17 protein-coding genes are annotated in these 18715 nt (G+C 47.0%); 15 read left to right on the plus strand and 2 right to left on the minus strand.

All coding sequences use genetic code 11. The features are described from left to right. Positions 1-44: 44 nt before the first annotated feature. The gene (locus tag KAH19_RS05500; RefSeq protein ID WP_210685433.1) at positions 45-1310 is read left to right on the plus strand and encodes a metallophosphoesterase family protein; all 1266 of its coding nucleotides are present in this window, start codon (positions 45-47) and stop codon (positions 1308-1310) included. Between the two features lie 51 nt (positions 1311-1361). On the opposite strand, the gene KAH19_RS05505 is transcribed toward KAH19_RS05500, so the two are convergent. Continuing rightward, a complete protein-coding gene (locus tag KAH19_RS05505) occupies positions 1362-2312 on the minus strand; it encodes a DUF362 domain-containing protein (RefSeq protein WP_210685434.1) in 951 nt (316 codons plus the stop codon). 283 nt (positions 2313-2595) lie between these two features. Here KAH19_RS05505 and KAH19_RS05510 point away from each other — a divergent pair, with 283 nt between their 5' ends. The 12 genes from KAH19_RS05510 to KAH19_RS05565 all read left to right on the plus strand — a co-directional run bounded on the left by KAH19_RS05510 (position 2596) and on the right by KAH19_RS05565 (position 13141). Continuing rightward, entirely contained in the window at positions 2596-3093 is a 498-nt protein-coding gene (locus tag KAH19_RS05510; RefSeq protein WP_210685435.1) for a PepSY domain-containing protein, read from the plus strand. 534 nt (positions 3094-3627) lie between these two features. Beyond that, positions 3628-4065, plus strand: a complete 438-nt coding sequence (locus KAH19_RS05515) for a GtrA family protein (protein ID WP_009146463.1) — start codon at positions 3628-3630, stop codon at positions 4063-4065. A 2-nt stretch (positions 4066-4067) separates the two neighbouring features. After that, entirely contained in the window at positions 4068-5009 is a 942-nt protein-coding gene (locus KAH19_RS05520; protein ID WP_210685436.1) for a diacylglycerol kinase family protein, read from the plus strand. 39 nt (positions 5010-5048) lie between these two features. Next, positions 5049-7058: an LTA synthase family protein gene (locus KAH19_RS05525; RefSeq protein ID WP_210685437.1), complete on the plus strand. Its 2010-nt coding sequence runs from the start codon at positions 5049-5051 to the stop codon at positions 7056-7058. 173 nt (positions 7059-7231) lie between these two features. Then, complete coding sequence (gene dcuC, locus KAH19_RS05530) at positions 7232-8488, plus strand: C4-dicarboxylate transporter DcuC (RefSeq protein ID WP_246869439.1); 1257 nt, start codon at positions 7232-7234, stop codon at positions 8486-8488. A 106-nt stretch (positions 8489-8594) separates the two neighbouring features. Continuing rightward, positions 8595-9287: a uracil-DNA glycosylase gene (locus tag KAH19_RS05535; RefSeq protein ID WP_246869440.1), complete on the plus strand. Its 693-nt coding sequence runs from the start codon at positions 8595-8597 to the stop codon at positions 9285-9287. Then, positions 9287-10078, plus strand: coding sequence for a threonine/serine exporter family protein (locus tag KAH19_RS05540; protein ID WP_210685440.1), 792 nt, complete (start codon positions 9287-9289; stop codon positions 10076-10078). Before KAH19_RS05535 ends, KAH19_RS05540 begins: the two co-directional genes overlap by 1 nt. After that, a complete protein-coding gene (locus KAH19_RS05545) occupies positions 10069-10551 on the plus strand; it encodes a threonine/serine exporter family protein (protein ID WP_210685441.1) in 483 nt (160 codons plus the stop codon). The genes KAH19_RS05540 and KAH19_RS05545 overlap by 10 nt, the downstream gene beginning before the upstream one ends. Positions 10552-10582: 31 nt before the next feature. After that, the gene (locus tag KAH19_RS05550) at positions 10583-11140 is read left to right on the plus strand and encodes a manganese efflux pump MntP family protein (protein WP_210685442.1); all 558 of its coding nucleotides are present in this window, start codon (positions 10583-10585) and stop codon (positions 11138-11140) included. Between the two features lie 76 nt (positions 11141-11216). Continuing rightward, a complete protein-coding gene (locus KAH19_RS05555) occupies positions 11217-12350 on the plus strand; it encodes a M20/M25/M40 family metallo-hydrolase (RefSeq protein ID WP_210685443.1) in 1134 nt (377 codons plus the stop codon). A 117-nt stretch (positions 12351-12467) separates the two neighbouring features. Then, entirely contained in the window at positions 12468-12740 is a 273-nt protein-coding gene (locus KAH19_RS05560; protein WP_210685444.1) for a type II toxin-antitoxin system Phd/YefM family antitoxin, read from the plus strand. Beyond that, entirely contained in the window at positions 12737-13141 is a 405-nt protein-coding gene (locus KAH19_RS05565; RefSeq protein ID WP_210685445.1) for a type II toxin-antitoxin system RelE/ParE family toxin, read from the plus strand. The genes KAH19_RS05560 and KAH19_RS05565 overlap by 4 nt, the downstream gene beginning before the upstream one ends. A 47-nt stretch (positions 13142-13188) precedes the next feature. Here KAH19_RS05565 and KAH19_RS05570 read toward each other — a convergent pair whose 3' ends face one another. Then, positions 13189-14721, minus strand: a complete 1533-nt coding sequence (locus KAH19_RS05570) for a Ppx/GppA phosphatase family protein (RefSeq protein ID WP_210685446.1) — start codon at positions 14719-14721, stop codon at positions 13189-13191. Positions 14722-14935: 214 nt separating this feature from the next. Here KAH19_RS05570 and KAH19_RS05575 point away from each other — a divergent pair, with 214 nt between their 5' ends. Together KAH19_RS05575 and KAH19_RS05580 are read left to right on the plus strand one after the other, a co-directional pair. Further along, positions 14936-16486: an HD domain-containing protein gene (locus KAH19_RS05575; protein WP_210685447.1), complete on the plus strand. Its 1551-nt coding sequence runs from the start codon at positions 14936-14938 to the stop codon at positions 16484-16486. After that, entirely contained in the window at positions 16486-18588 is a 2103-nt protein-coding gene (locus tag KAH19_RS05580) for an RNA degradosome polyphosphate kinase (RefSeq protein WP_210685448.1), read from the plus strand. Before KAH19_RS05575 ends, KAH19_RS05580 begins: the two co-directional genes overlap by 1 nt. The last annotated feature ends 127 nt before the right edge of the window (positions 18589-18715 follow it).

An 18715-nucleotide genomic window follows, 5' to 3' on the forward strand; every position in this document is an offset into this window, starting at 1 on the left:
TGTTATGCTATACTTAAATAAAGCAACATGAAAGGAAGCAGAGCATGAGCAAGAAATTTAAGCTTTTACTTTTTATATTCTGCCTTGCAGTGGCAGCGTTAAGCGGTTGTGCTAAAAATGCCGACAGCGAAGTACAGGGCAGTGATACCGCCGTTGCCATTACCAATCCGCGTCAGCTGGTGGCTGCGGATAACAAGACAGGGCGCACAATTATGTGGGAAGCAAAGGTTAAGCAGCCTTATACGCTGGAGTACCGTTTAAAGGGCAACAAGGATATAAAGCAAGTGCAGGCAACAGACAGCAGCTTTACGGATAAGAACAGTGTTATTCAATATACTGCGCGTCTTAGCGGGCTGGTCCCTGGCAGTGCTTATGAATATCGCATCAACACAGCGCAGAATAAAGGGCGTTGGCACAAGCTGCAGACGGAAAACGGCGCAGGCTTTACTGCCTTAATTTTCCCGGATTCGCAAAGTGCCAATTACAGCGGCTGGCAGCAACTGGCGCGTGAAGCGTATAAGCGTCATCCGGAAAGTGCGTTTTACGTGAATATGGGTGATTTGGTGGACAACGGACAGGATGCAAGCCAATGGCGTGCCTGGTTCAACAGCGTGAGCGTGTTCAGTGATGCTGTGCCGCTGGCACCCGTACTCGGCAATCACGAGGCGTACAGTCTGGAGTGGAAGGAATGCCTGCCTGCAAGCTATACGCATCTGTTCAATGTGCCGCAAAATGGTCTGGCAAAGTATCCGAATCAGTTTTACAGCTTTGATTACGGTCCTGTGCATTTTGTAGTGCTGGATACCAACTTCCCGGAGATGAAAAATTTTCAGCCTGATTTATTGGCAGACGAGCTGCCTTGGTTGGAAAAGGATTTGGCGGCGAGCAAGGCACAGTGGAAGGTGGTTCTGATGCACCGCGATATTTTTCTCTACGGCTTCGGGCCGGAGTCGGGCAGAGCGCAGACCAAGACGCATTTTCTTGATTTCAGCTATCAGCTGATGCCGATTTTTGAAAAATACAAGGTTGATGCAGTGCTGACGGCGCATCTGCATACTTATCGCCGTCGTGTGCCCTTGCAGAATTTTGCGCCTGCACCGCAGGGAAGCGGTGTTACCTATATTCTGACAGGTGTGGCCGGCAGTGTGCGTTATCCTAAGCTGTGGGGAGATTTTGAGTGGGATGCGGCAACAGCGCCGAAGCCGGAAACTGCCAACTATATGACAATGAAAGCCGATGAGAAAACCTTGGAGTTTAAAGCTTTTCTGCCGGATGGCAAGCAGTTTGACGAAGTGAAATTAACTAAATAAGCAAAAAGGCTGCCGCATCAATAGTGAATGCGACAGCCTTTTTAATTGCGCTTAATCCAGCTCAATCAGTTCATATTTGTCGTTGCCCATTTTCAGCTCGCGCATAGCGGTGAGCTGGTGCAGGCCGTGACGGCTTTCCATGCGTTTAACGAGGTCATGGTTGCTTTCCGTGGCATATACAAGATCAACGGAAGCCTGGTCGATGGCCAGAATGTCGGTAGAAGCGAGAATGCCGATATCAGGAATGGTCGGCTCTTCTGCGCTTAAGCCGGCGCAGTCACAGTCAACGGACATGCGGCGCAGAACGTTGATGTAAACGATGTGCTTGCCGAAGAAATCGATAGTAGCCTTAGCGGATTCAGCCATATTTTCCATGAGCAGCTCCTTGCCGGGCCATACGTTCCAGTCCGTAGGCAGGTTATCCTTATCTACGCCGTGAACCTGAGCTTTGCCGATGCGTCCGTCAGCGCAGCCGATAGCAAGGTTTTTCATGGAGCCGCCGAAACCGCCCATAGCGTGACCTTTGAAATGTGTTAAAACGAGCATGGAATCGTAGTTGACGATGTTTTTGCCCATGGAAACTTCTTTGAAATGCTTGCCGTGGCGGACAGGCAGATTTACAGTGCCTTCTGCGTCCATGATATCAACAGGGCAGAAGGTCCAGCCGTTAACCTTCAATGTATCAAGATGCTCCTCGGTGGTATAGCGGTCGCCCTGATACAGGGTGTTGGTTTCTACGATGGTGCTGTCAGGGATTTGCTGCTGCAGTGCTTTGACCAGCTCGCGCGGCAGAATGTTGGGGCCGTGCTTTTCGCCGGTGTGCAGCTTGATGGCAACCTTGCCGTAAATGCTTTCGTTGATTAAATCATATAATTTGATGAGATGCTCTGCATCAATGTGTTTGGTGAAGTATACTTTGGCATGAGAGCCTGCGTTATCGTTTGCGGAAACTTTTTTGCAGCCTACTACAGGGGCTTGTGCAAATTCTTGTGTCAATTTCATCTACCTCCTATAATCTAGTTACTTATATTTTAATACCTGAAGTATACTCTAAGTCAAGTGGAAAATGGAAGTTTAGTGGTGAATGTTAACTCCCAATCATACTACAAAAACGTGGCAGCAGTTGTTTTATATATTCTTGCCTTGAAACCCAAAGAATTGGGATTGGAACGCTGGCGTGCGTTGGAGCTTCTAAAGAAGTCACAAAAACTTCACAATGTAAATCCTAGAAATTTAGTATACTTTAAATATAGTGTAACTTTTCACATTGAAGGAGGTTTATCTCATGAAAAAATTAACAGCTATTATTACTGGCGCACTGACTGTTTTGACAATTTCTGCTACAGCATTTGCTGCTAATCTGATTAGTGCGGACGAAGCTCGGGCAATTGCGCAAAAGCAAGTTCCAACATGTAGTACTTACCTGAATACTGAAGCAGAATTGCAAAAACTGCAACCATATTATGAAGTGAAGTTTTTTGATACTGCTACTCAGACAAAATATGAAATTGATGTATATCAGGTAAATGGTAAAATCAAAGAATATAATATGGAAAGAAAAGCGTTGGGCGGCAGCGCTAATGTAATCTTGTCCAAAGATGATGTAAAAGCAATTGTTGCTAAAGAAGTTGGTGACGTGTCGATTTATGCACTGAAATTGGACAGAGAACATGGATTATATGAATACGAAGTGAAATTCAGTGCCTCTGGTTTGCGTGGTGAGATGAATATTAATCCGGAAACTGGTGTAGTGGTGGATAAAGAGGTGAAATACAGCCTTTAAGAATAAATTTTTATAAATTTTTTAGAGCGGTGCGAAAGCATCGCTCTGTTTTTGTGATTTTTATTCTTAGTTTTGAGTTAAATTCAAATGCTGTTAAAAAGCTACAAGGAGACAATAAGGAGCTGCTAATTATTTCTGGTGCTGTGCGTCGGATTTGTACTGCAAGATTGATGTAAGTTCCTTTGATAAAATAGAAGCTTTTTATATGAAATATCTGAAATAAAAAGTGGAGGCTATCACTAGAGTGATATGATAGCCTCACTTTTTTCCACAAATCGGTTGGGAAGACCGATATTGAGAGGGAAATCAGGGTTTTACAGTTGTGCGGTAAGCCTGCTTGCCATCTTTGAATTCGATGATGGTTACGCTCTTTACTGCGTCATGCTGCTATACAAAAGGAGCGGGCTGTGTATCTTTTTTCAACAATTATCTAAATATATAAATCCGTCACCATCAGCATCTCCTAGCGGAAAGCTTTGAAAACTTCGCTTAAAGATGATATAATAAGCTATTATACTATGACTGGAGTACGCTATGCGCAGGAAAATATTATTTGGTGTTGATTATACGGACAGTGAGCTGATTAAGCTCTTGCTGTATCTGTTTGTCGGCGGCACGGCGGCCTTGGTGGAGTGGGCCTTGTTCTACATTTTCTTCCACTATCTTTTAACCGGGTTGAGCCTGACCTTGCTGACTATGCTGGCAACAGCCTTATCCTTTTGTTTGGCAACACTGTATCATTATTTCTTGGGCAATGTTTTGGTTTTTGACAGCGGCAGCCGTTACAAACGCGGCAAGGAGCTTAGCCTGGTGTTTTTGGTAAGCTGTATAGGCCTGGCGTTTAACCTGCTGCTGATGTATATTTTCGTCAGCCTGCTTGACTGGCAGCCGATGCTGTCTAAGGTGCTGACAAGCTGTATTGTTGTTGTATGGAACTATCTCTCACGTAAAAAATGGATTTTTAGGAGTTAGATATGCCTGGAGAATATGTAGACGTAAAAAAATTTAAAAAGGTTGTGCTTTTGTATAACCGTAATTCCGGTAAGCAGCTTTTTGCCAGTATGATGGCTAAGGTGAATGAAACCTATAAGCTGGTGAAGGAATTAGTAGGACCTAAAAATGCAGAAATGCGAGATATCCGCTTCTTTGACCAGATACCGCAGATTGCTGCGGAAATAGTTGAGGAAAAGGTTGACTGGGTGATAATTGCCGGCGGTGACGGCACAATCAGAGCAATGATTGAACAGCTGGCTAATCGCAAGTATGTACCTTACATCAGCGTTTTTCCTGCCGGTACGGTAAATCTGGTGGCTAAGGAGCTGCTGCTGAAGGCGGATCCGCATAAATGGTTTAAGCGTGTATCCAAAGGTATAGAGGTGCCTGTTTATCTGGGACGCGCCAACGGAAATGTTTTTCTGACGGTTGCCGGTATAGGCTTCGATTCCCTTGTAGTAGACAAGGTGACCGAAAAGGAGAAAAAGCTGCTCAACAAGCTCGCTTATGTTTGGCAGGGAACAGAGATTATGCGTAAGGAATTTCTGTTTAACAACTGGCGTTACCGCTTTCAGGTGCGCTTTGATGATGAAGACGAGTGGTATGATGCAACATCTGTTATTGTAGGCAAGAGCCGCTATTATGCCGGACGCTACAACCTCTTTAACGGTGCGTCGCTTTCGTCACCTCTTTTACATGCGGCGCTGTTTACCGGGGATAAGCGCGCCGATTTTATCCGTTATGCGGCCTGCATTGCTATGGAGGCGCTGACGCTGGATAATGATATTATTATCCGTGCAGCGAAAAAAATGGAAATACGCTGCAATGAAGAAAATTTTGCAGCAGAGCTTGACGGAGATGCTGTAACAACTGCTCCGCTTTTAATTGAGATGGAGTCCGAGCCGATTAAGTTTTTGGCGTAAGCAAGGAAATGGTGTAAGGTGAATAGGATTAGTAGAAAAATGGGCTGGCTGATTTTTATAATCGTTGCCGGTATTGTGGAAGGCTTTTTTGCCTGGCAGAGCTTCGGCGGGACGCACCCCTTTCCGCTGAACGAGTTTGGTTTTCAGATTTTTGATCATCTTCTGCGTGACTGTGTTTTGGCAGAGGTAGTGTATGTGCTGTATTATCGGCGCAAGCGTGTGCCTGACAGATTGCAGCGTTATTTTCCTGTTATTGTTATCGGCATTCTGTATCTGTGCGAAGCCTTTTTCATGGTTAACCAGCTTAGCTTGGATAAAGGCCTGCAGACAAGCCTGTCCGTGCTTGCCGGTATTAACAATAACATTTTTGCAGTGTTGCTGATGGCAATGTGCTACCATAAATGGCCTAATATCGGGATGAAAATACTCTATTTTGCTGTTTATGTATTTTCCGCTTTGGCGTTGGTCTTTGACGGTTTTTACTTTTGGCAGACCTCCATGCACGTGGAGAGCGTCCTCTTCCAAAACCTGAATATTTATGCTGTTAAAGGTATTTTTGCGACGATGAGCAACACGATGATTGCCGGTATCGTTATCAGCATTGTGGTGATTTTACTGCTGTTTTATGTACCGAAGCCGCAAAAGCGTAAGCCTAACTTTGCCTGGTCGCTGCTGTGCGTGGCCATGTTCACCTTGGGCTTGAACCTTACCGACAGATTGCTTGGCTATGCCGGCATGTACGGCGTGGAAAATGTTATCGGTATGTACGCTGAAGTTGAGAACGAAAAGACGCGCATGAACTACCGCAATATGCTTTCCGTTCCTGTTAATGTGAACTTCGTCAGCAAGGCAATTTTTGATACGGATAAAATTGCCGGCGGCAAGCATGTGGAGCAGCGCGAGCTGACTGCCAAGGATAAAACACGTCTGACGGAAATGGGCATTGATGAGCCTAAAGCAAAGATTGCCAAAATCAAACCGCAGTATGACAGAGTTGTTCTGCTGATTCTGGAATCCATGCACCGTGATTACATCAACTACTATAACCATGATATTCCCGAAGAAGCTACTCCGTTTTTGAATAGTCTTGTTATCCGTTATCCGCATATGAACAGGTATTATTCCTCTGCCGTGCCGACAACGCAGGGCCTGAATGCTACCTTCCGTTCGCATCTGATTATGGACAAGGATCTTCCCGGTAAAAATACGCCTTCACTGTTCCGCAGCGTGCAGGCAGCGGGGATGCGCGGCATTTTCATGAATGCCTCCAGCCAGTATTATGCTAACGAGCTGCGCGAATATCCTACGCAGTTCGGTATGAACGAATATTATGCCAAGGAATATCTGGAAAAGCAAGGTTATACAGGCGCCAGCGGCTGGGGCTTCCATAATGACGTAATGTATGAGGAAACACTGAAGCTGTTGGAAAAAGCCAAAGCGAAGAATGACCGTCTGGTGATGGTTACCAAAACGCTGGATATGCATCAGCCTTATCCTTATACGGGCTTCAGCTGGAACGAAATGCCGGACAATGTACGCAGCAACCAGTTTATTACAGTGCGCGGCGTTTATTGGGTTGATAAAACGTTGGAGCATTTCTTTAAGGAAGCACAGAAGCGTGGCCTGATGGATGACAGAACGCTGTTCATCATTACAAGTGACCATAATCCGCACAGCGGCGGCGAGTACACCAAGCTCGTTACCAAGGCTGATGATAAGCAGAGCATTGCACCGATTCCGCTGATTTTTGTGTCGAAGAATCTCGCACCGCTCAATAATCTGCGCACCAATGAATACGCTTCGCAGATTGATCTGGCACCGACGCTTTTGTATCTCTTGGGCATTGATGTGCCGGAAAAATTTATGGGCCGCAATCTTCTGCAGCCTACGGATATTCCCTATGCCTTAGGCTACTTTGGCGGTAAGGCGTTCTACTGGTCGGATGAGCGTCATTTTGTCGACCAGATGGATAAGCCTGTACCGGACACAGAATATGAGGATGCTTTAACAAACTATATTATTCATTATTATGGTTTGTGGCATCAATAAAGTTATTAAAAAATACCGTTCCGCAGAAATGTGGGACGGTATTTGTACTTTTGCTATATAAACTTAGCTGAAGAAAGCAAGTATTATGTATACAATTGATAATACACTTTTCAAAAGCAGTTCTATCACATATAATATTAATGCAAAAAAATAATTTTATGGAGGGAATGAAGATGTTTCTGATAATAGGTGCACTCGTTGTTATCGGTGTAATTTATCTTTTGTTGAAACGACATGAATCCAGAATGGTATTGATTGCCGCTGGTATTCTGATGTGCTGCATTGCCGGCAAGCCGATGGCTTCTCTTGATGCTTTTGCCAAGAGTATGACTAATGCCGGTCTGATTACTTCTGTTTGTTCTTGCATGGGCTTTGCCTGGTGCATGAAGTATACGGGCTGCGACAAGCATTTGGTTGTCGCTATCGGTAAGGTTTTGAAAAAAATGGGCTTTTTGCTCATTCCCGGCGCTACGCTGGCAACCTTTGTTGTTAATATTGCTATCCCCAGTGCTGCAGGCTGCAGTGCTGCGGTAGGCGTAATTTTTATTCCGATTATGATGTCTGCGGGCATTCATCCGGCAATGGCTGCTGCTGCCGTTAAATCCGGTACTTATGGCAGTATGCTGAACCCCGGCCTGGTACACAACGCCGTTATCGCTAAGCTGGCAGGCGTGCAAGTTACTGATGTAATTGCCAACCATATGCTGGCAACCGTAGTCGGCGTAATCATTGCTGCAGCTGTACTGACTGTTCTCGCAGTTGTTTTGAAGGAAAACAGAGGCTTTGTACCGGAAGGCGAAGCCGGTGTTGACGAAAACTTCGGTATCAATCCGCTTTTCGCTATTATGCCGCTGGTTCCGGTTATCATCTTGCTGCTTGGCAGCACCAAGCTGGTTCCTGCACTGAAAATGGGCGTACCCCACGCTATGGTTATCGGTGCAATCCTGTCTTTGGCAGTAACCCGTAAAAATCCTGTTGAGCTGACTAAGAGCTTCTTTGACGGCATGGGCGATGCTTATGCTAATATCATCGGTATTATTATTTCCGTAGGAGTTTTCGTAGCAGGCCTGAATGCTTTGGGACTGATTAAGGCGCTGATTAACTGGATGCTGAATTCTACCGGTATTGTTAAAATTGCTGCTACATTCGGTCCGTTTGTGCTGGCACTTATTTCCGGTTCCGGTGACGCTGCAACCGTTGCGTTTAACGAAGCAGTTACTCCGCATGCGGCACAGTTTGGTCTGGAAACCATGAACATGGGCTCCATTGCAGCTTTGGGCGGTACTCTCGGCCGTACTATTTCCCCAATTGCAGGTGCTACTATTATCTGCGCAGGCATTGCCGGTGTAGACCCGATGGATGTTTGCAAGCGTAATGCTCTGGGTATTACCCTGGCGTTGGTTGTAGGCATGATACTGCTGCTGTTCTAAAATCAGATATTTTTAAAGTATAAAATGGATGCGGAACTATTGCTTCGCATCCATTTTTATTGCGACGACTTGCCTCTATGCGGTATAATAATGCATGGAGGGAATTATGGAGATTAATACTTTTCTTGATAAATTACAGAGCTATCACAGCGAGCAGGTTTTTAACCCCTGGCGTGATTTTGATACAAGCTGTGATATAGGTCCGCAGGCTCCCGTTATTCGCAGTGCCAATCTGCGCCGTTATCTGGAGCTGCGTCCTGACGCACATTATTTGTTTATTGCCGAGGCCTTGGGCTATCAGGGCGGTCATTTCAGCGGTATTGCAATTACTTCGGAGCGTATTCTGCTGGGCCATCATCCTGATGTAGAGCCGAAAAGCGTGCTGGGTGAATGGGATTACCGTCGCACGAGTGATGAAAGCAGCGCAATGCTGAATAATACGCAGCGCCTGAAGGGCTTTAACGAGCCCACGGATACTGTTGTCTGGAACGCGCTGAACAGTCATGGCCTTGCGTCCTTTGATGTTATTCTTTGGAATATTTTTCCGTTTCATCCGTATAAAGCAGGCAATCTGCTGACTAACCGTACGCCCTCACCGAGCGAGCTTGATGTAGGCATTGAGTACGCGCGGATGCTGCTGGAGTTGCGTCCGGGGATGAAGATTGTCGCTATAGGTCAGAAGGCGGCGACAACGCTGTCACGTTACGGCGTTGAATGTATGGCTGTGCCGCATCCGTCTATGGGCGGTGCCAACCGCTTCCGTGCGGCAGTAGCGCAGCTGTTAGGCGGTGAGATGTAATGGATTTGGAAGCTGTTCCTTTAAGCCGTGAGCAGACACTGCATATTGCTCTTGGCATGGGCAAGGCGCTTTTGAAAAACGGTGCGGAAACCTCCAGAGTAGAGGACACAATTTCCCGCTTCTGTCATACGCACGGCTATCATGATATTCATGTTTTTGTTACGCCGACGGTTATTATTTTAGGCGATGAGGAAAGCGAGGGTGCGACGATTATCAGCCGTATTCGTTATCGCAGCACTAATTTGAGCGTTATCAGCGCTGTGAATGATTTTTCCTATAACCTGAAACGCTGGCCGCTGAATTACAAAGAAACGCTGGCGTATCTGGATGAGCTGCGTCATAAGGCTCCGCCCTATGGCAAATGGCGTGTCTGCATGGCTTCGGCAATCAGCTCGGCAGCCTTTTCGGCGATGCTGGGCGGCAACGGCCATGATTTTATCGCGGCCTTTATTACCGGCGGTCTTTCAATGGTGCTGTTAAAGCAGATGGGCGGTTATCGCCCCAGTGCCTTTTGGGAAAATGCCCTTTCCGGTGCGGCAATCGGCGCTTTGGCTATTTTTTGCTGTGAGATGGACGGAGAATGCACACGTACCAACATCATCGTAGGTGCGCTGATGCCGTTCCTGCCGGGCGTAGCCTTTACCAACGGTCTGCGCGATTATATGGCCGGTGATTTGATTTCCGGTAATTCGCGTATCGCCGAGGCAATGCTTTTCGCTACATCCATTGCGATTGGCTTGGCATTTAGCCTGCTTGTATGGTATCACTGGGGGTGGAAGCTGTGGGCATAAATTATTTTACAGCCTTTGGCTTTGCATTTATTGCTACTGCTGCCTTCGGTATTCTGTTTCAGGCACCGCGTAAAAGCCTGCCTATCAGCGGCTTTATCGGTGCTGTAGGCTGGGTAGTTTATTGCTATATCCGTAAGGATTTGGCGTATGATTCTTTTTATGCCATGTTTTTTGCCACGGTTGCGCTTTCGCTTTTGAGCGAGCTGGCGGCGCGCATGTTTAAGCAGCCGGTAACAATTTTTGTTATTCCCGGTATTATCCCGATTGTGCCGGGACTTGGCATGTATCGCGGTATGGCAGCGATTATAGAAAATGATTACGACACGGGGATGAACATCCTTATAACCACCGGCATGGATGCCAGTGCTATTGCCTTGGGGATGATGCTTATGACAAGCGTATTCCGTGTAATTAAGATAAGCAAGGATCATAAACGCTTGCTGCAGCTGTTGCATAAGGAAGAAAAAGAATAAGGTTATTTACAGTGAGTGAGGGAATGAAAATATGGGTTTAGCAGAGCTGTTGCTGTTGGCGGTTGGCCTGGCGATGGATGCCTTTGCCGTTTCCGTTTGCGGCAGTATGGTGCTGACACCGGATAACAGGTTGCGCGGAGCATTACGCTTCGGCAGCTGGTTCGGAGCGTTTCAGTTTTTGATGCCGGTGATAGGCTATTTCGGCGCTGTGTCTTTCCGTGATTATATTACGGAATATGACCATTGGCTTGCCTTTTTCTTATTGCTTTATCTGGGAATCAACATGATTCGTGAAGCAAACGAGGCCTGCCATGTCAAAAAAGATTATAGCGTGAAGGAGATGGCGGTGCTGGCGATTGCCACCAGTATTGATGCTCTGGCGGTAGGTATCAGTCTGGCTTTTTTGAATACAGATATCTGGTCCGCTTCCATACTGATTGGCGTGGTGACCTTTGCTATCGCAGCCTTTGGCGGTCTGGCAGGCTTTAAGCTGGGTGCTATGGCCGGCAAGCGAGCTGATGTGGCCGGCGGCTTGGTGCTGATTTTTATCGGTGTCAAAATTTTGCTGGAACATACAGGAATAATTTAAGGAATAAAAGTTTAGCGGATTTGCTACCCCTTTAGGCACGCTGAGCTTAATTTATATCATAGAAAGGAAGATATACATGACGCAAGTAAATAAGGAGCGTATGCTCGCAGAATTTAAGGAAATTGTTGCTCTGCCTTGTCACAGCCTGCAGGAGCGTCCGGTATTCGAACTGCTCAAAGGCAAATTAGAGGCTCTCGGCTTTACGGTGGAAGAGGATGACGCCGGTGAAAAGCTGGGCGGCAATTGTGGTAATCTGTGGGCATTTTTGCCTGCCAGCGCAGGAGTTGAAGGTGCGGTACGCGTACTGCTTTCTGCACATATGGATGGTGTTGAGCCCTGCGGCGGCACTACCGTTATCCAAAAGGACGGCGTTTTATACAGCGACGGCACCACTATTCTCGGCGGTGACGATAAATCCGGCGTTGAGGGTATTTTAGAGGGTATTCGTCTGCTGTTGGAGGAAGACGCTCCGCATGGTGATATCCAGATACTCTTTACAGTTTGCGAGGAGGGCGGCGTGAACGGCTCCCGTTGCCTCGACCGCTCTAAGCTGCGTGCGGATGTTGGCTATGCACTGGACGGTGAAGGTGCTCCGGGCGAGATTGTTGTCGGTGCTCCCGGCCAGAAGAAATATAAAATCGACATTATCGGCAGAACCGCGCATGGCGGACTGGAGCCGGAAAAGGGCATCAACTCCATTATGATTGCTGCCAAGGCTCTTGCCGATGTTAAGCGCTATGGCCGTATTGATGAGGAAACTACCTGCAATATCGGCATTATCGGCGGCGGCAAGGCAACCAATATTGTGCCTGATCTGGTAACCATTGAGGGTGATGCGCGCAGCCGTAACAAGGAAAAGCTGGAGGCTATCTGCAAGGAAATCGTAGAAACTATTGCAACCAGTGCTGAAAAATACGGCGCTAAGGCAGAGGTTTTTGTGGATAACAAGTATGATTCCTTTGCTGTTGCCGAGGACAGCGATGTTGTAGCACTGGCGAAGGCTGCCTGCGCAATGCACGGCTTTACTCCGGATATTACGGTTACCGGCGGCGGCAGTGATGCCAACTTCCTGAATGCTTACGGACTGCCCAGCGTAATTTTGGGTACCGGTATGGCTCATGTGCATACTGTAGACGAATACATCAAGGAAGAGGATTTGTATAATACTGCGCTGATGGTACACGGTATTTTGAAGGCTGCGGTAAAATAAAAAGGTATATATAATTAAAGGCCTGCATGTGCAAAACGCATGCAGGCCTTTAATTATGAAATTTGACCACATAGCCGAATTAAGGTATAATTTATATATAAAAAAGGAGGTGCGATTATGCCGAAAATTACTTCCAGCGCAGATTTGCGCAACAACTATAACGAGATTTCTAATTTCTGCCATAAGTATAAGGAGCCGGTTTTTATTACCAAAAACGGCAAGGGCGATTTGGCTGTCATGAGCATTGAAGCCTACGAGGAGCTTACAGCAAGGTTTGAGTTGTATGGTGCGTTGAAGCAAGGTTTAGATGATATTGAGGCGGGGAGAGTAGTTTCCGCAGAAGATGCTAAAGAGATGTTCAGAAAGAAATATCCTGGAGCAAATATATGATGACGTACAAGATAATTTATACGCAAAAAGCATTGGCGGATTTAGATGCTGTCGCTAGTTATATAAAGCTCAAGTTGTGTAATATCTCTGCGTCAGATCGTATAGTAGAGAATTTTTTCGGCGAAGGAGATAGCCTTGCTGCTTTTCCGACTCGTTATCCCTTATGTAACGACGCATTTTTGCGTGCGTGGGGAATCCGCTTCGTGCCCGTGAAAAATTATCTGCTGTTTTATGTCGTGCGCGAAGATGAAAGTGCTGTTTATGTCATTCGTTTTCTGTATGCTAAGCGTGCTTGGCAAAATATTTTGCGCGAGTATATCAAAAAAGAAGGCGGCGGATTTATGCCTGTTTTTACGACACATTACATTCAGGAAGAAACAGAAAAATATGGAGCAAAATAAAAACAGCAGCCTTGGCATACGCATGCGTATACTGAGGCTGCTTTGCTTTATTCTTCTGCTGCTGTCGCCAGCTGCACCTTCAGCTCTACGCCGAAGGTCTTTTTGAACCATGAAAGATGCTCCTGAATCTGATGCATTTCAATACTGGGAATACCTTGAGCATAGAGCTTTAAGGTAGCATTCTTTTTGTTGATACCGGGTTCAATAACGTGAATCTGGGATGTTTCCGTATAATCGAGGCTTTCTGCCAAGGCCAGCAGCAGTGCCAGCTTGTTGATTGTTTTCCAGTTGGCGTCGCTAAGCAGTTCCTTGTAGAAACGGTCCTTGAAATAGTTTTTGGAAACGCCGTTATGCCAGCCGGCGATGGCTGCCGTGATAACCTGCTCTTTGTGCGTCAGTCCGAAGAGCTTGGCATTTAAAATCATATAGGCACTGTGACGTGCGTGACTGTAGAAATTGATGGTGATGCCGATGTCATGCAAAAGTGCAGCGGTTTCCAGCAGGCGGCGGTAATTTTTGCGTAAGCCGTGCAACTCGCTCCAGCCGTCAAACATTGATAACACCAAATGGGTGATGTGTCTGGAATGCTGCTGATCGGGTTCATATAAGTTTAACACATTTTCCCTGCTCATTCTCAGGATATCCTTCGCTATAATGGGCACGTGGTTTTCCTTAGAATAATAATCGAAGAACAGGCCTTCGCGCAGGCCGCAGCCGGAGGTGATGAGCTTTTTGGCACCTGTTGCCTCCAAAAGGCATCTGATAATGCTGCTGCCGGCCAAAATGATATCACTGCGCTCGCTGCTGAGGCCGGAAATCTTTTTGCGCTGCTCCAGATTTGTATTGCGCAGTCTGTTGAAGAAGCTGCAATATGTTTGCGTGGTATAGGAGTAATTGTGGATTTTGGTTGCCGGATATTTCTTTTCACGTTGGATGATTTTAGCTACCGTACGCGCAGTACCGCCGACACCGATGAGAGGCAGGCCGTTCTGTTTGAGCCAGGGGTACTTTTCCAGACGGCTCATGATAAAAAAGCTGACATCGCTGAAGACATTGGCGGGCATGACGTTACGGGTATTGAACATGGAGGTGGTATTGACTGCACCGATGGGCAGGGACACGCTATCTAAAATTTTACGGTTCTTGAACAGAATCAGCTCGGTACTGCCACCACCCAAGTCGAAGATGATGCCGTCCTTGACGTTGAGGGTGTTGATAACGCCAAGGTAGCTGATGTAGGCTTCGGTATTGCCGGAGATGATGTGCAGCTGGATGCCTGTTTCCTCGGCAACGCGTGCGACAAGCTCGGCACCGTTGGCAGCGTTACGGATGGCTGCGGTAGCAACGGCAATGGTCTTGTCAGCCTGATAAATTTTGCACATATAGGCAAAGCTTTTCATGGTTTCTATGGTGCTGCTGAAGGCTACTTCTGTAAGCATGTTTTTTTCGTCGACCTTCTGACTGAGGCGCAAGGCTTCTTTTTGGTTATAGACCATATTATAAGCACCATTCTTATAAATATGGCTGATAACAAGCCGGGCCGAGTTGGAGCCGATGTCGATAATTGCGATTCGTTGCATTTTCCTTTTCTCCTTGTGGGGTGTTTCTATAAACTCCGATTATTCTATTTTAACGATATATTTATTATATTACCCATAACCTGAAAAAATCCTGCGTGAAAAAGTAAAATTCGTGTTAACTTGTTAAATTACTGTATAATTTTGATTTTTTCGCAGGATTTTTGTTAAGAAACCCGAATTATAACAATAACATACTGTTTTGGAGGCTTAGCTAATGAAGCGTAAAAATTACACAACCTTTGCTGCTATTCATCTAGGCTCGGAGATGCTCAGTATGCAGATTACCGAATATCACAATACCGAAAGGTATAAGGTTATTGAGTGCTGCAACCGACGCATTCGCCTGGGTGAGGCAACTTTTAAAAATAAAATAATTCCTTTCCCGCTGGTTTCCGAAATCTGCGAAATTCTTATCGGCTTCAAGCGTCTGATGAAGGAATACGGTGTAGAGGAATATGTTATGCAGGCGACAACTGCCGTGCGTGAGGCTAGCAATCAGGTTTTTCTGCTGGATCAGATTTATAACAAAACGGGACTTGTTGTCGATGTTGTTGATATGCCGAAGGAGATTTACACCAAATTTGTGGCTATCCGTAATACTCTGAAGGCAGAAAAAATTTCTACCGAGCGTGAGGGCATGCTGATGATGGATATTTCCTCCGGCGGTTTGGGTGTAACGCTGGTGCGCGATGAAAAAATCTGCTATCAGGGCAACTTCCATATCGGTATTATCCGTATTAAGGAGAGCTTTGAACGCAATCGCCGTGAAAGCATGCATTTTAACAAGGCGCTGACGGAGTTCCTCAGCAGTACAATCGGCCCGGTAAGAAATGAGCTGGGTGACAGCAAGGTGCGTTATCTGGTGCTGTCCGGTACAGAGACCGAGCTTTTGCTGCGTATGCTGGGACTGGATGAGCAGCAGAAGGTGCATCGCATCAAGGCGGCGGATTTCCATGCCTTTTTCGACAGCATGCGTCAGATGAGCCTGCCGCAGCTGATTCAGGTATACAAGCTGCCGGAAAATGTTGCGGAGCTTGTGCTGCCTACGGTGCTGCTTTATGAACAGCTGCTGCATCTGATTCCCGCCAAGGAAATTATTATTACGGCAGACCGCTTTATCGACGGCATCCAGCTGCTGCATATCGGCAATAAAACGAACCCTGTCATGCGTAAGGAGCTGGAGCAGGAGCTTATCAGCCTTTTCCATACCATCGGCGCCCGTTATCTGTATGATAAGAAGCATGCTCAGCAGGTGGAGCGCCTGTCGCTGATTATTTTCGACAAGATTGCCAAGGCTTACGGCATGGGCGAGCATGAGCGCCTGCTTTTGCGTGCAACCTGCATTTTGCATGATATAGGCAAATACATCTGCATGCGCAGTCACTCTATCTACACCTATCAGCTGATTATGTCTACGGATATTATCGGCCTGAGCGAGAAGGATAAGAAAATCGTAGCGCTGGCATCGTATTATCATGCCAACAGACTGTTTGACAAGACCAATACGCTTGCTCCGCATGTGGAAAAGGAGCTGGTGCCTGTTGTGGCCAAGCTGGCTGCCATTGTGCGTCTGGCCGATGCCTTAGACCGCAGTTATATGCAAAAAATCCACAGCTGCACTGTAACGCTGAAGGATAATAAGCTGAAGGTTTTGGCAGCAAGTAAAGAGGATTTGACGTTGGAAATCTGGACATTTGATGATAAATCAACTTTCTTTGAGGAAGTTTTTGGTATTGAACCGATTTTGGAACGGGTGAATAAGTAATGGGAAAATTAGATTTGACAAAGCCTGAGTATTTTTATAACCGCGAGCTGAGCTGGTTGAAATTTAATCTGCGCGTGCTCAAGGAAGCAATGGTTAAGGACACACCGCTGCTGGAGCGCCTGAAGTTTATCGCCATTTCGGCCTCTAACTTAGATGAATTCTTTATGGTGCGCGTAGCCGGTTTGTGGAGCAATTTTGACAGCGGCGTAGAAAAGCGCGATGCCTCCGGCATGTCGGTGCATGAGCAACTGGTGGCTATTTCGCAGGCAGCGCATGAGCAGGTGCGCACTCAGACAAAATCGCTGATTGCGCTGATGGCAGAAATGGATGCGGTGAAGCTGCATTTCCGCCGCGTTAAGGATTTGAGCGAGCTGGGCAAGGACTGGCTGGAGGAATATTACCGTGAGGTTGTTTTCCCGGTATTGACACCGATGGCGGTAGATGCTTCGCGTCCCTTCCCGTTTTTGGCCAATAAAACACTGAACCTTGCTGTTGAGCTGATTAAGGCCGACGGCGAGCACAGCATGGGCCTGATTCAGGTGCCGAGCGTATTGGACCGCATTGTGGAGGTTGAGCCTGAGGGCAAGCGTACCTTCGTATTTTTGGAGGATATTATCGCCAGCCATTGCCATGATCTGTTCAAGGGCTGCCATATTCTGGATATGGTGTCCTTCAGAGTAACGCGTGACAGTGACCTTGACTTGGAAGAGGATGACAGCGTTGACCTGATGAAGGAGGTTGAGGAATCGCTGCGTAAGCGTAAGCGCGGCGCTGCTGTACGTCTGGAAATCTTCAAAACGAATAATAATCGTATCAAAAGATTCCTGGAGGAAAATCTGGATGTTACGGAGATGGAAGTTTATGAAATCAACGGACCTCTGGACCCGACCTGCTTCTTTAAATTTATCGGTATGAAGGGCATGTGGCCGTGGCTGTATGAGCCATTTGTGCCACAGCGTCCGCTGGAGCTGCCGGATGACAGCGATTTGTTCGCCGCTATCCGTGAAAATGATATTTTGCTGCATCACCCCTACGAAAGCTTTGACCCGGTAGTTAAGCTGGTGAGCGATGCTGCCGATGATCCGCAGGTGCTGGCAATTAAGCAGACGCTGTACCGTGTGAGCGGCAACAGTCCTATCGTTGCTGCGCTGGCGCGTGCTGCGGAAAACGGCAAGCAGGTAACCGTACTGGTAGAGCTTAAGGCACGTTTTGATGAGGAAAATAATATTCTCTGGGCGCGCCGTCTGGAAAAAGCAGGCTGCCATGTTATCTACGGTTTGGTAGGCTTAAAGACACATGCCAAAATTATTCTGATTGTGCGCAAGGAGGATAACGGCATCAGGCGTTATCTGCATCTGGGTACAGGCAACTATAACGACAGCACCGCAAAGCTGTATACCGACCTTGGCCTGATGACAGCCAATGACGAGTTCGGCAGCGATGCTTCGGCGTTCTTCAATCTGCTCAGCGGTTACAGCGAGCCACCGGTTTGGAACAAGCTGGTTATGGCGCCGCTGGGACTGCGCGAGAAGATTTACGCGCTGATTGATAATGAAATTGCTATGGTGCGTTCCGGTCGTGAGGGACATATCATCGCCAAGATGAACTCGCTGATTGACCAGCCCGTAATCCAGAAGCTGTACGAGGCTTCTGCCGCAGGCGTGCATATCGATTTGATTGTGCGCGGTATCTGCGGTCTGCGCACGGGTATTGAGGGCATCAGCGACAATATCACGGTCCGAAGCATTGTGGGCCGTCAGCTGGAGCACAGCCGTATCTTCTGGTTTGCCAACGGCGGCGAAGAGCAGCTGTATCTTTCCAGTGCCGACTGGATGCCGCGTAACCTTAATGACCGCGTAGAGCTGTTCTTCCCGGTAGAAACAGAGGAGCATATCCATCGCATCAAGGCGCTGCTGGATTTGTATCTGCGCGATAACGTGGGCGCGCATATGATGCAGTCCAACGGCAGCTATCGCCGTGTACGCAATAAGCTGGAGCCTGTGAGCGCGCAAAGCACTTTGTACGAGATGGCGCAGTTGGCGGTGACTGCCGACAAGCTGCCGATGGAAAAGCGTCTGCAGCCTGTATTCAGCCGCAGATAATAGTGATGCATTATATTTATCAAGGATTACAGGCTAAGAAAGACTTATATTTTAATTGCTTACTTAAATCCTTATATTGATATTATGTGCTTAAGTTGTTATAATTAGTAACAAGAGTAGAGGGGGA

The organism is Phascolarctobacterium sp. Marseille-Q4147, from assembly GCF_017968825.1.
GTDB lineage: Bacteria > Bacillota > Negativicutes > Acidaminococcales > Acidaminococcaceae > Phascolarctobacterium_A.

Excerpts from the sequence above, each read along its gene's own strand:
- KAH19_RS05515 (WP_009146463.1), top strand. The coding sequence starts at position 3,628 with ATGCGCAGGAAAATATTATTTGGTGTTGATTATACGGACAGTGAGCTG.
- KAH19_RS05555 (WP_210685443.1), top strand. The coding sequence starts at position 11,217 with ATGACGCAAGTAAATAAGGAGCGTATGCTCGCAGAATTTAAGGAAATT.
- KAH19_RS05540 (WP_210685440.1), top strand. The coding sequence starts at position 9,287 with ATGGATTTGGAAGCTGTTCCTTTAAGCCGTGAGCAGACACTGCATATT.
- KAH19_RS05560 (WP_210685444.1), top strand. The coding sequence starts at position 12,468 with ATGCCGAAAATTACTTCCAGCGCAGATTTGCGCAACAACTATAACGAG.
- KAH19_RS05550 (WP_210685442.1), top strand. The coding sequence starts at position 10,583 with ATGGGTTTAGCAGAGCTGTTGCTGTTGGCGGTTGGCCTGGCGATGGAT.
- KAH19_RS05510 (WP_210685435.1), top strand. The coding sequence starts at position 2,596 with ATGAAAAAATTAACAGCTATTATTACTGGCGCACTGACTGTTTTGACA.
- KAH19_RS05525 (WP_210685437.1), top strand. The coding sequence starts at position 5,049 with ATGGGCTGGCTGATTTTTATAATCGTTGCCGGTATTGTGGAAGGCTTT.
- KAH19_RS05565 (WP_210685445.1), top strand. The coding sequence starts at position 12,737 with ATGATGACGTACAAGATAATTTATACGCAAAAAGCATTGGCGGATTTA.
- KAH19_RS05575 (WP_210685447.1), top strand. The coding sequence starts at position 14,936 with ATGAAGCGTAAAAATTACACAACCTTTGCTGCTATTCATCTAGGCTCG.
- KAH19_RS05500 (WP_210685433.1), top strand. The coding sequence starts at position 45 with ATGAGCAAGAAATTTAAGCTTTTACTTTTTATATTCTGCCTTGCAGTG.
- KAH19_RS05580 (WP_210685448.1), top strand. The coding sequence starts at position 16,486 with ATGGGAAAATTAGATTTGACAAAGCCTGAGTATTTTTATAACCGCGAG.
- KAH19_RS05535 (WP_246869440.1), top strand. The coding sequence starts at position 8,595 with ATGGAGATTAATACTTTTCTTGATAAATTACAGAGCTATCACAGCGAG.
- KAH19_RS05520 (WP_210685436.1), top strand. The coding sequence starts at position 4,068 with ATGCCTGGAGAATATGTAGACGTAAAAAAATTTAAAAAGGTTGTGCTT.
- KAH19_RS05505 (WP_210685434.1), bottom strand. The coding sequence starts at position 2,312 with ATGAAATTGACACAAGAATTTGCACAAGCCCCTGTAGTAGGCTGCAAA.
- KAH19_RS05570 (WP_210685446.1), bottom strand. The coding sequence starts at position 14,721 with ATGCAACGAATCGCAATTATCGACATCGGCTCCAACTCGGCCCGGCTT.
- dcuC (WP_246869439.1), top strand. The coding sequence starts at position 7,232 with ATGTTTCTGATAATAGGTGCACTCGTTGTTATCGGTGTAATTTATCTT.